14 protein-coding genes and 1 pseudogene are annotated in these 12,151 nt (G+C 45.6%); 2 read left to right on the top strand and 13 right to left on the bottom strand.

Translation table 11 applies throughout. The annotated features are described in order from the left end of the window. The 7 genes and pseudogenes from QUE24_RS08445 to QUE24_RS08415 form a co-directional block, all read right to left on the bottom strand. Complete coding sequence (locus QUE24_RS08445; RefSeq protein ID WP_286306092.1) at positions 1 to 918, bottom strand: PepSY-associated TM helix domain-containing protein; 918 nt, start codon at positions 916 to 918, stop codon at positions 1 to 3. Beyond that, a complete protein-coding gene (locus tag QUE24_RS08440) occupies positions 858 to 1,355 on the bottom strand; it encodes a PepSY-associated TM helix domain-containing protein (protein WP_286303420.1) in 498 nt (165 codons plus the stop codon). The genes QUE24_RS08445 and QUE24_RS08440 overlap by 61 nt, the downstream gene beginning before the upstream one ends. After that, the gene (locus QUE24_RS08435) at positions 1,352 to 1,633 is read right to left on the bottom strand and encodes a DUF3649 domain-containing protein (protein ID WP_286303419.1); all 282 of its coding nucleotides are present in this window, start codon (positions 1,631 to 1,633) and stop codon (positions 1,352 to 1,354) included. Before QUE24_RS08435 ends, QUE24_RS08440 begins: the two co-directional genes overlap by 4 nt. A gap of 570 nt (positions 1,634 to 2,203) precedes the next feature. After that, on the bottom strand, positions 2,204 to 2,371 hold the full coding sequence (locus QUE24_RS08430; protein WP_286303418.1) for a hypothetical protein: 168 nt from the start codon (positions 2,369 to 2,371) through the stop codon (positions 2,204 to 2,206). A gap of 2 nt (positions 2,372 to 2,373) precedes the next feature. Beyond that, a complete protein-coding gene (locus QUE24_RS08425) occupies positions 2,374 to 3,741 on the bottom strand; it encodes an ammonium transporter (RefSeq protein ID WP_286303417.1) in 1,368 nt (455 codons plus the stop codon). Between the two features lie 53 nt (positions 3,742 to 3,794). Then, a pseudogene (gene eutC / locus QUE24_RS08420) lies at positions 3,795 to 4,660 on the bottom strand (ethanolamine ammonia-lyase subunit EutC). Then, a complete protein-coding gene (locus tag QUE24_RS08415; RefSeq protein ID WP_286303416.1) occupies positions 4,653 to 6,065 on the bottom strand; it encodes an ethanolamine ammonia-lyase subunit EutB in 1,413 nt (470 codons plus the stop codon). Before QUE24_RS08415 ends, eutC begins: the two are co-directional and overlap by 8 nt. A 179-nt stretch (positions 6,066 to 6,244) precedes the next feature. Between QUE24_RS08415 and QUE24_RS08410 the strand changes: the two genes are divergently transcribed. Further along, entirely contained in the window at positions 6,245 to 6,742 is a 498-nt protein-coding gene (locus QUE24_RS08410) for an AraC family transcriptional regulator (RefSeq protein ID WP_286303415.1), read from the top strand. Between the two features lie 8 nt (positions 6,743 to 6,750). After that, positions 6,751 to 7,212 (top strand): helix-turn-helix domain-containing protein, encoded by a 462-nt coding sequence (locus QUE24_RS08405; RefSeq protein WP_286303414.1) that lies wholly within the window; start codon positions 6,751 to 6,753, stop codon positions 7,210 to 7,212. A 45-nt stretch (positions 7,213 to 7,257) separates the two neighbouring features. Here QUE24_RS08405 and dsbG read toward each other — a convergent pair whose 3' ends face one another. From dsbG to QUE24_RS08375, 6 genes are all read right to left on the bottom strand, one after another. Beyond that, positions 7,258 to 8,034, bottom strand: a complete 777-nt coding sequence (dsbG, locus tag QUE24_RS08400) for a thiol:disulfide interchange protein DsbG (protein ID WP_286303413.1) — start codon at positions 8,032 to 8,034, stop codon at positions 7,258 to 7,260. Between the two features lie 155 nt (positions 8,035 to 8,189). Continuing rightward, the gene (locus tag QUE24_RS15805) at positions 8,190 to 8,339 is read right to left on the bottom strand and encodes a cupredoxin domain-containing protein (protein WP_350226577.1); all 150 of its coding nucleotides are present in this window, start codon (positions 8,337 to 8,339) and stop codon (positions 8,190 to 8,192) included. Further along, positions 8,309 to 8,605, bottom strand: a complete 297-nt coding sequence (locus QUE24_RS08395) for a cupredoxin domain-containing protein (protein WP_286303412.1) — start codon at positions 8,603 to 8,605, stop codon at positions 8,309 to 8,311. The genes QUE24_RS15805 and QUE24_RS08395 overlap by 31 nt, the downstream gene beginning before the upstream one ends. A gap of 117 nt (positions 8,606 to 8,722) precedes the next feature. Next, positions 8,723 to 9,724 (bottom strand): methyl-accepting chemotaxis protein, encoded by a 1,002-nt coding sequence (locus QUE24_RS16000; RefSeq protein ID WP_486196031.1) that lies wholly within the window; start codon positions 9,722 to 9,724, stop codon positions 8,723 to 8,725. 38 nt (positions 9,725 to 9,762) lie between these two features. After that, a complete protein-coding gene (locus tag QUE24_RS15995; RefSeq protein ID WP_491562453.1) occupies positions 9,763 to 10,695 on the bottom strand; it encodes an aminomethyl transferase family protein in 933 nt (310 codons plus the stop codon). Next, a complete protein-coding gene (locus QUE24_RS08375; protein WP_491562452.1) occupies positions 10,692 to 12,086 on the bottom strand; it encodes a DUF1989 domain-containing protein in 1,395 nt (464 codons plus the stop codon). The genes QUE24_RS15995 and QUE24_RS08375 overlap by 4 nt, the downstream gene beginning before the upstream one ends. Positions 12,087 to 12,151: the final 65 nt, after the last annotated feature.

Raw genomic sequence — 12,151 nt, 5'->3', positions numbered from 1 at the left:
CTAGCCAGAGATAAAAAAGCCTTTTATTTCCCAGGATGCCCGATCAGCGATATCGACCGGAATCAAACGATTCAACCAGAAATAAGCCATACAAGCCACCGCAAGACCACTGATAGCAGCGATATTCAGTACCTCGATTACCCGATAAACGTGAGCAGTTTGCGAGCCAAACTCATTCAATGATTTCTGACGCCGTTTCACCAGAAACAAGATGGCGCCGGTTGCCATCATCAACGCACCCGCCATACCCATAATGAAATATAACCAGCGAACGCTGTAGCCACCAAAGTTGGCAAAGTGCATGATACGCATCACACGTTGTGATGCCATGGGCGTGCCCTTATCGTATTCACCTGGTGGGTTCAGATGCATCACATCACCATTGGTCGCATCAAACTGAACACTGCCAATTTCATCCCTCAATAATTGCCCTTCATAGTCTTTTTCATCAAACCATCCAAACACCTTGGTCACAGCGCTACTGTCTCCCGGGTGCTCTACGTTCATAAATCGTCCGGGTTTACCCATCATCACTTCTGCTCGCTGGAACAAAATGGATAAATCCACCACATCTGCATTCACGCCTGTTTCTGCTCTGTGCATGGGCTCATCAAGCAGTTCAGAAAAGAATACCTGTGGATTGCTGTAATTAGCTAATACACCTGCAGGCATGTAAATCGATAAAAAGACCACCAAACCGGTGTAAGCAATCATCAATTGGAAAGGCAGCGTTAAAACAGCGGAGGCATTATGTCCATCTAACCAACTACGCTGACCTTTCTTTTGTCTGAAGGTGAAAAAATCTTTGAAAATACGTTTATGAATAATGATGCCGGTAATTAAGGCCACCAGCATGATCATGGTAAAAAAGCCGACCAGCCAGATGCCTGCCATACCCGCATGAAACTCATAATGCATATGCACAAAATGATGCCCCCTTCCGTTTCGCGATTTTCAGCGGCTGGCATGAGTTCACCATTCTCCAGGCTCAGTAAGGCATGTTGAAATTCATTCTGCTCATCCCGCCAGAACAGACGTATTCCTGGCTCTGTTTCCGTTGGCAGTCCAATCCCCCAGAAATGACTATCAGGAACATGTTTTTCAAGATAAGCCTGACCTTTCTTTATCGTATCAACACGTTGCTGTTCGGTCATCGCAGTTGGATCAAAATCGGATACAACGGCTGCCTCTGGTTTCATCCATTTCGTGATATCAACATCAAACACACCAATCGTGCCCGTAAGGAAGATCGTGAATAAGGCCCAACTGGCAAGCAACCCACCCCAGGTATGTAACCAGCCCATCGCCTGACGAAACGATTCCTGTTCTTTCACTGGCTTCGTTAACTCACTCATGACGCCACCTTGGAAATTAGCATCCCTGCACCACCGAGCAAGACTGTTGGAATCAACATACCTAACCAAGCGCGCTTGCTATTTCTAACAGTAAAGACCCAAATAACAGCTGCTGTATAAATTGCATAACTAAAAAGGCTCACGGCCACGATGGCATGTGGTTTTTCCATTGGCACAATAGCTGATAAAAAAATGATAACGGCGGACGTCAGTAAATACCCGCCTACCGTGGCGGCCAGAACCAATGACAGAATTCTGAGTGGATAAGGTAATTGCATATTGGAGATAACTCTCAAATGGCTGATCTAATTATAGTTTTAGCTGCAGATAGACATGAACGCCTGTCCTCAACTCACATGAGAGGACTGACCGTAAAATAAGAGAACAATCGTGTACTCTCTATCTATGTCGTTTAAAGCAGATAAAAAGTGCAATTTTTCACTTTTTATAAAGCTGGATTAATTTAAAGGTAGATATTACCATCAAATAATAATTATATGCATTTAGATTTATTGATTATCAGTCTTCACTCTTATTTTCAGACAGATGTTGGATAGTCGATCAATAGAATCAAAATGCCGCTTATTTTTGATATCGAAAGGTATTTGGAGAAGAATAATTTCAAAATCAGCCATGCTAGAAACAATGGCCATATTGACTGTTAAAAATGTGATTAAGTGAAATCTTTATTATGGTATTCAGTCTGGGTGCTAGTTCATTGGTATCAGTGGTAGAGGTCGGATCACACTGCTTTGAATGCCACAAAAAGTTACTGCTTATAAAAAATAACCCCGATACAAGATCGGGGTTATTGTTTGATACATGACTAGGTCATGTTTAAGCCTGGCTTATTTTTCAATTTTCTCGAACGCTTCATTTTCATGTTTTGCTATCGAGATAATCAAACCCACTATGATGGCTGCAGCACCAACAGTGAACAGGCCTAGAGCAAGTGGATTATCAGCAAAAGTAAAATAAGCCCCTACGTTTTCCCATGAACTAATTGATGTTCCCATAATTACACTCCTGGTTCTGAGTTAGCCAATTTATTTGGCACGTCACTTGATGTCACCGCAGGGACACCATGCACTTCTGGGTAAGGCTTGGCAATGATTTCAACTTCATCTAAGCCCAGCTCTTCCGCTTCTTTCGGTACGCGTAATGCATTGGCTTTTTTCAGAATCAATGAAATACCGTAACCTGGAATAAAGCCCACTGCTGCCATGACAATGGCACCAATTGTTTGCCCCATTAATGAAATCTCAGGCAAGTCACCCACGTTAGGCATACCGTCGGCAAACACACCGACTAAGAATACTGCCCATACACCCGTGAAGCCATGAACTGAAACAGCACCTACCGCATCATCAATACCGAAATTTTCGATCAATTTAGCGAATTTAACCGCTAATACACCTGTTACTACAGCAATAATGAACGCTAATTCAGGATCATAAAGATCTAAACCGGCTGCGACAGAAATGATACCCACCAGACCGCCAGACATTGTCCAGAATGGGTCGCGACTAGCGATGTAACAACCAATGACACCACCCGCAAAGCCCATTAATGTATTAAAGGCAAACGCTGATAAGTTAGTTGGGTTGCCGTAAATGGTTGTCCAACCTGTTTCACCACCGTTAAAGATGATACAACCGCCCAGGAAGCCGAAGAAACCGAAGATGATCATCATCAAACCGATTAACGTCATAGGTAAGCTATGTGGAGCAATAGTCTGTGCCACACCGTTGATAAATTTACCTACACGTGGGCCTAAATTGATCAGTACACCCAAAGTGAAGAAACCAGCCACAGCATGCACAACACCAGACGCGCCGACATCATGATAGCCCAAGTCAGTCAGTAACCAACCATCTGGATGCCAACCCCAGGCACCAGCCAGTATCCAAACCACGCTACCCAAGAACACAGTCAGAATCAAAAACGCACTGACACGAATCCGTTCGATAACCGCACCGGATAAAATCGAACCGGTGGTGGCACCAAACATGGCAAACGCTGCCCAGAAAATACCGGTTCCCATATCGGTGACATCAGGCCCCATACTTTGTGCCCAAGGTAAGGCACCCGCTGCCTCAATAGGAATAAAGCCATTCGGGAAAGCGTTATATATCCACCAGCCAAACAAATAAAACGTGGGAATAATGACCGCTAAAGCAAGAATATTTTTAATACCCGCTGCTAAAGCATTTTTACTACGTGAGGCCCCCATTTCATAGGCCAGGAAACCAGCATGAATCATGATCATAATGGCGGTACACCACCAGTAGAACACTTCGACATTCATAGACTGATGCATTTGAAAAACCGCTTGCTGGGCGTCGAGCGTTGCCTGCAAGGATTCTAGCGTTGGCGCATTGTCCATCTTTCTATCCTCTTATTAGTTAACATTAATACCTATCCACCTTGTTGGTTGGCTTACTTATCCAGCAAAAAGCTGGTTTGAACGGCGTTGCTATCAATAATCTTATCGGTAGAGCGATCCTTGATAGCAACGCCAGAACACTGGAGTCTGCGGGCCTCAGTCAGCAAATAAAGGCTTTTCTGAGCCGCAGCAAAATAAGAAAGTCCCGCCTTTCTTACATTGGAAATACAATTACGTTTGTCATCGGTCAGGCCACGTTTGGCCCCCAGGTCAGGTACAGTCCCAAGCTATCGGGCGAACTCAACCCCGGACGTTCGCCAATCAGCACTAAAACGGCCTTGGCGTTTAAGGCTTCACAAACATCGTCCCCCACGGCGACACGGCCTTGTTCCACCATAACGATAGGTGCGAGTGAGTAAGCTTGTTCACTGGCTTGCATGGCTTGAGCTAAGGTCTCAATAAATACCGCTGCGTTTTCTTTAATCGCCGTAGCTGATAAACCATCAGCAATCACAATGGCTAAATCGTAAGGTTCAGAAGCTTGGTGTGGTTTAAGTGCTGCAAGACTGGCTTCGTCCAGCTGTCTTCCCCAATCCGGACGCTGCAAATACGTCATGCGATCGGTTGCCTGACTATGCAGCTTTAAAGGTGCTTCACGGTTTAACAACGGGTATTTATCCGCTAAGGCCATGAGATCTTGTTGTAAACCATCAAAGTCCAGTTCGGTATGCACCGCATCTCGGGCCTGAGCATGTGCTAATTGGAATTCAAGTGATTCACGCGTCGGTGTGCTTACACCAGCACGCCCCAAGCCAATACGGGCAGCCGTGAATTCACGCAGACGACGCCATGGGTTATCGGTGACGATAGCGTCATCTTTTTTTACTCTGAGATGAGTGAGTCTATCTTCCTTAACCATCATTCGTTCCTGTGGCTAAGCCTCTCAAGGTGCCGGCAAAGGCTGGTGGTAACTGGTTTGATAACTTGGCATGACCGGCATCGGTCATGATTTGCATTTTTTCCAGCCATTTTTCAAATTCAGGTGCCGCCCCCAAACCTAAGACGCGACGCGCATACAAAGCATCATGAAATGAGGTTGTCTGATAATTGAGCATAATGTCATCTGAACCGGGAATGCCCATCACGAAAGAACATCCTGCTGTCGCCAGTAGCGTCAGCAGATTATCCATATCATTTTGATCGGCTTCAGCATGATTGGTGTAACAAACATCACAGCCCATTGGCAGACCTAATAACTTGGCACAGAAATGATCTTCCAAGCCTGCACGAGTAATTTCTTTACCATCGAACAGATATTCAGGGCCGATAAAGCCCACCACGGTATTCACCAGTAAAGGATTAAATTTTCTGGCAACGGCATAGGCTCTGGCTTCACAGGTTTGTTGATCCAGACCGTGATGAGCATTAGCCGATAAAGCACTGCCCTGCCCAGTTTCAAAATACATAACGTTTTGTCCGACCGTGCCTCGGTCCAAAGATAATGCTGCTTGTTGTGCTTCAGCCAGGGTGGCTAAATTAAAGCCAAAACTGCTGTTGGTTTTTTCCGTGCCACCAATGGACTGGAATACCAAATCCACTGGCGCACCGTTTTCAATACACTCAATCGTGTTGGTGACATGCGTTAACACGCAGGACTGGGTAGGAATCTCATATAAAGAAATCACTTCATCCATCAATTGCATCAGACGCGTTGCTTGCGCCACGTTGTCTGTTGCCGGATTGATGCCAATCACCGCATCACCAGATCCATAAAGGAGGCCATCCAGAATACTAGCCGCAATACCGTTCACATCATCAGTGGGATGATTCGGTTGCAGACGTGTTGATAATCGTTTGGGTAAACCAATCGTGTTTCTGAATGCACTCACCACCCGGCATTTTTGTGCGACCAGAATCAAATCCTGATTCCGCATAATTTTTGATACCGCCGCCGCCATTTCTGGGGTCACACCAGCCCTTATCTGACTCAGCATGTCACTGCTGGCTTTATCCGAAAGCAACCAATTCCGAAAGTCGCCGATGGTCATGTGTGAGATGGGCTCAAACGCAGTCACATCATGCTCATCGATAATCAGTCGGGTGACTTCATCTTCTTCATAAGGCACGAGTGCTTCGTTAAGGAAATTTTTTAATGGCACTTCTGCCAACAGCAACTGAGCCACAGCACGTTGTTCCGCCGTTTCAGCCATGACACCGGCCAAGCTATCGCCTGAACGAGCAGGCGTGGCTTTGGCCATCAGTTCAGCTAAATCAGCGAACTGATAGGTCTTTGTGCCTAATTGGTAACGGTATGTCTGTGTCATAAACTGCTTTAATTCCCAATACTTGGAATAAATTTTGCCTTTAAGTAAACAAAGTTTCCTAATGTGAACTTGCGAGATTTATACCGGGTGACTATCGAAATTTGGCAAATGTTTTTTAGTTTGTGATTCAGCAACTTATTCACATAATGTGGACATAACGAAATAAACGAGGGGAGCAAATGACAGAGGAAAATATAAAATTTGCACCGAAACAGAGCGCAACCGCTACGCGTTGGTGCGTACTGGAGGCAGATGATGCCGATGAACAAGCTCATAACCTAAAAGCCTGGCAGCAACAATTCGATCAAATCAGTATGGGTCAGTTTTACGGGCGTATTGAAGAGGTGATGTTTGAGCATGTTCATGCCTTTCGTGAACACACCAGTCGAGCTATTCGTCAGCAATGTAATGTTTGGCCAAATGCCATATGGATGGGATTTTCAGCCGATGAGAAGTCATGCCGAATCAACGGCCATCAGGTTGAAAAGAATCAACTGATGATACGCCCTGGCAATACCCAATTTGAACTCATCACCCCGGAAGACTTTGATATTTATGGGTTAGTGGTGAATCAGGACAGTCTGCAGTTGGTTGCAGAAAAACAAGGCATCAAGCTTGATAGCCATGCCCTCAATTCCCCCTTAAAGTGTGGGAGTCACACAAACTTAATCAATTAAGACATGTTTTGAACGACGTCATTTCACCCGCTCAAAGTGATATCAGCAGACGCATCCAAGAGGACAATCTGATGATGGCTATGCTTGAAGTGCTTCAACAAAATGGGCCCAGCACCGAAAAGCCCAGTTTTAGTAAACGTCGCGCCGTGGTTGAAAAAGTCACGGCCTATCTGGATGCGAACCCAAGTAAACATGTGACGATTACAGAGCTCTGTGATCTGGCTCATGTCAGCCGGCGAACGCTGCAATACAGTTTTGAAGATGTGCTCGATATCAGCCCGGTTAAGTTTATTCGAATGGCCCGATTAAACGCTGTCAGGCGACGACTATTACAAGGTTTGCAGGAAGATGAAACCATCGCCATGGTGGCTCAGCACTGGGGGTTTACCCATGCCGGGCAATTTACTCACGACTACACGGAGTTATTTGGCGAAAATCCGTCTATTACCATTTCACGTCGACACAACTAACACGTCCAGCCATGGATGGCTTCTTTCTCAATCTCGCTTAAGCCCTTACTCCTCAAAAATCCGACTAAGCTCCTGCTGCACTGGCATACCTTCAACGACATGAATCTCACCGTCCTTATCCCGATATATACTGGTCGGCGTGGCATGCGTATGCATCTCTTCCAACAGCTGATTATTTGCCATCACCGCATCATTACCTTTTGAAGCCTTCGCATTATCAACAGCGATACCGCCTTGTCTAACCAATTGGCGATGTTGCTGAAATGCCTGTTCGGGTGAGTCAGATCCCATAATCGTCGCCGCAACCGCTAAGCTGTTTTTCTGGAGAATCCCTACAATGATGTGACGAAATTGAACCTGACCCTCAGCAATGAAAGGTTCAGCCATGTCACGGAATTTATGGCAATAAGGACAAAACGGATCCGAAAAGGTATACACAATTCGCGGCGCGTTTTTATCACCATCTTGCACCCAGTCCATTTCTTCTACTTGTTGCCATAACTTTTCATTTTTCGGTTTGGTTATCAGTTGATTAATCGCATCTGCCCCCAGATTTTTACCCTCTGTATCGATTAAATCGCCGATAACGGCATGGCGTTTATCCGGGGTGACATAAATACTCATTGCTTCGTCTTTATAGGTACCCACATAGCCAGTCAGTTCAGAGGGGGTGTCAAACTTATCGATGATGGTCACACCCTGCTGCTCGATGTATGACAACACATTTTCCTGCTTGGCCGTATCAGACTGTTTGTTGAGAAAATAAAAACTAATCGTTGCGAGAAAAATGGCGACCAAGAGGCCAATGAAGATTTTTTTCATCAGAATTCCGAATCCGTTTAAGTGTTTAATGACGTGAGTGTAAGTCAGCAAAAAAAGGAATTAGTTTACTCAGCCAGGAATATAAACGCTCAAAATACAAAAAGGCGCTCAAACGAGCGCCTTTTTACGAGAGAGAAATTCAGAAGGGAAATAGGCTATTTCGATTCAGCTTTCATGACTTTATGTGCAATTCGGCCTAATCCACCGTGTAATTTTGCTGCTTTTAAGTCATCTAAGTTTGTGGCATGGCCGACAACCACAGCGTCCCCCATACCTAGACCAATATGCGGATCACACTGGTACACATAAATACCTTCTTTACTAAATTCTCTTGAGACATTTTGGCCAATCTCAGATTTAAATCTTTTGCCCCATCTGGCTGAAACATAAAGTGCACATTATGAATATCCATATTGGTCCAGTTCACCGTATCCCCAGGCTCTACATTAACAATCAGTGGGTCAAATTTCGTGCCTTCCGCTTTCACCGTGGTTTGTTTTGCAAATGCTGCACCACTTATCAATAGTGTGGCCAAGGTCATGACAGTTAAGCTTTTTCTTAACGTACTCATTTTTTTCTCCTTTTTATTATGAATTCACATCCCAATAGTGAAGGACTCATAAGTACGTCATGATTATGTAAGACATAGTTCAGCTAAGCTGGGTAAAGTTATGTAAACTCGGATAAGTTAACGTTCGGCCTGAGCCATTGTCCGTATTTTGTCATTCGCCTCTTCGGTACGGTAGACCAGCTTACGCACCTCATCTGCCACGACAGCAAATCCGCGCCCGGCTTCACCAGCACGGGCAGCCTCAATAGCGGCATTTAAGGCCAGTAAATTGGTTTGCTGAGTAATTTCGGTGATCACATCCGCAACAGTGAGGATTTCCGTCATACGGGTTTCGGCACGCTCCATTTCCATGGTATGCAGCTCACGAGCACTGTACTCATGGCTGATATTGCGAATCGCTCCTGCTGACTTCACAGCCACTCCCTCTTCATTACGAATGGTCGCCGCCCGCTCACGAAACCAGACATACTCACCCGTCGCCATTTTTAAACGATACTCGGCAACATAGGGTGTACTGCCCGTTTTATCATTGATATGTTTTGTGAACGCTTCCAGGGTCGCATCCATATCTTCAGGATGAATAGCATTTAACCAGCTATCCCACCCATCTGGAAAATCCTCCTGACGTTTGTGGCCTAACAACTCTCGGAATTGTTCTGACCAAGTAATGACACTTTTCTCATTATCAGGATCACCATTTACCAGCGTTAACATCCAAACACCCTCAGTCAACGCTGACTTAGCTAAGTTATTATTATCAACCTCACCTGATAAGCGTCGGTTTTCACTTTGCAAATGATCCATTTCTGAATACAAAGAAGATAAGGTTTGATTCAATGAATCCGATTGCTGTCGGAGCGCGTCCAGTTCGTGCTCAAACGTTTGCCGCTGTTCTATCAAAAGCTGTTGGTGGTTATGGTTCAACTCTTCTACTTCAGCCTGATGCGCCTTTTGCAAAGAGGACAGATAGTCGCCAATACGATCTATCGGGGCTCGCAAATAACTATGCATCCACACTGGCACACGTTTAAACGGCGACTCAATCGACTTATCAACAACCGATAAAATTGACTCAGATACATACTGTAAACGCCCAGTATTAAACAGCTTCCACCCCATACAACGTTTCCTTTTATAAACAGTTATAAAGGCTGAACCTAGGAAAGCAGCCGGGCACGTTTTGGGTCATAAAAAGGCAGTTTTGTGACCAGACCTCCCAAACGTTTCTGAATACCATCCAGCTTACCTACTTCCAGCCGTGTATCTTGTTTTGCAAACTCCGGGGCTACACGAATCATCGCAATTTGTTTACCTAACAAAGGCGACATAATGGCACTTGTCACAATACCTACTGGGAATCGACCTTGATACACCAAATCACCATGAGCTGCAGGATCGCCACCATCAAGAATCAGGCCAACTAATTTGTGTCGGCTTTCTGGGTTCTCCCGAGCCAATGCTTCACGGCCGACAAAATCCTCCTCTTTTGAACTCAATGGCACACTGAATCCGGTTCCCGCTTCAAACGGTGTCACATCTGGACCAAACTCATATTCCGCCATGCTCAGACCTGCTTCAACACGTAACATATCCAGTGCATCAAATCCCATCGGAGCAATATCAAAAGGTTGCCCTGCTTGCCACACGGCATCCCATAAAGATTCAGCCGCATCCGGATGACACCAGACTTCATAACCTAACTCACCGGTATAACCGGTTCTAGACACCATCACGGGCACACCATCAGGCCCACCTAAACGCCCAATGGTGAAGTGAAACCACTTCAGTTTTTCTACTGAGGTCTGACTTTCTGATGTCCAGATAATCTGGCTGAGTAATTCGCGACTATCTGGCCCCTGTACAGCGAGGTTATGAATCTGCTCCGTTGCGTTACGAATGCTGACTTTAAAGCCTTTTTCTTTGGCTTTTTCAGCCATCCAGACCATGGTGTAACTATCACCACAGAACCAGCGATAAGCCTGATCAGCCATACGGAAAATAGTACCGTCATCAATCATGCCGCCCGTTTCCAGACAAATTGCCGAGTGAGCGATTTCACCCACCGCCATACGTCGTACATTTTGTGTCAATAGATACTGCAAAAAGGCCACCGCATCAGGCCCGGTAATATCGATTTTACGAAGGGGGTTAAATCCAGTACCGCAACGCGTTCACGACACGCCAGATATTCCGCATTAGCACCCCAACCTTCATACTCAGCTGCGACCCAATAGCCGGCATATTCAATAAATTTCTTGGTTAAGGCAGATGTACGGCTATGAAAGCCAGATGTTTTGGTCATACGAGGATGCTCCTCAGCAGTAATTCGATGGGCTATTGAACGAGGGAAAGTGTGTTCTTCCCCATAAATGCGGACGTGAATATCTGTCGGAATCCAGCCATTTGCCGGATCAATATCATCGGGACAGGCTGATGAAGCACAAATCAGATCTTTATCTGCCCTCATCAAGACATAATCACCAGGACGAGACCAGGGCTCATCCATAAATACCGTGCCGCAAGGCTCAATACCAGTATTAAAAAATAGATTAATCGCTGGCCATCCAGCACGAGGCTTGATGCCATATGGCTTGAGTACGTTATTGAAGTTTTCAGTACAACTGATGTGACCAAAATAACCACTGTCTTCGTAATATTTGGCTGTGCAGGCGAACAGGAAACTATCATGACGACCAACGGTGTCTTGTACGACTTCGACCATCGACATCATGTCCGGTCCCAGAAAACGGGAATGCAGACCAGGCACAGGATTACTCAAGCCTATAACGGTTCGCGTCGCGGTGGCGTCCAATCCGACCTCTTCACCATTCTCTAAGGCCTGTTTGTCAAAGGCGATAAAGTCAGAACATTGCTTACCAGAAACATCGATAATCTGAATCCATTCGCCCTTTTTTACTTCATAGGTGCGAGCAGATGCACGAGGAATGCGTATCTCTTTTTTGATCTCAGCTAGTGGCTCAGGTAGCACTTCGGCCAACGGATCCGCATATTTCACCACTACCTGTAATTCAGTCGGTGGTGTATGTTCTTCGATAGACATACTGGCCCCAGCGGCGACAATGACGACCGTTAAGTCAGCATAGGCAACAAAGCTTGGAGACTCATGACCTTCAACACGTAATACCGTCTGATACTGCTCAGGATGAATCTGCCAGCTTTCGAACTGTTGGGCTAAGGCCTTCGCAGCCAGATCATCCTGCTGCAACTGCCTTTGAACATGATCTGCATTCACTGGCGAGCGGGCATCTAATAACTGAGGCGCCACTTGTCCTTGCTTATCCAACACAATTAATTCGCCGGGCTGTTCACCATCGACACTGTTGATTTCAAGCACATCCCCCACATGTAACGACAAGCGGATCGCTTGCTGTCCCTCAACTCGAAATTGTTGGCTATCTATCGGCGATTGCAGATTAAGAAACCGTTCTTCATCCCATTCTTCTTCGATCATTTCTAACATGTTTTACCTTGTCTTCCAGCGATAAGCCGGCGTGATTTTTGTTCATCTCTGGTGCAAGCTCAACA

The sequence above is a fragment of the Methylophaga marina genome (genome assembly GCF_030296755.1).
Classification (GTDB): Bacteria; Pseudomonadota; Gammaproteobacteria; order Nitrosococcales; family Methylophagaceae; genus Methylophaga; species Methylophaga marina.
The sequence above is the reverse complement of the archived record's forward strand: the minus strand, read 5'-3'. Positions and strand labels throughout refer to the sequence as shown.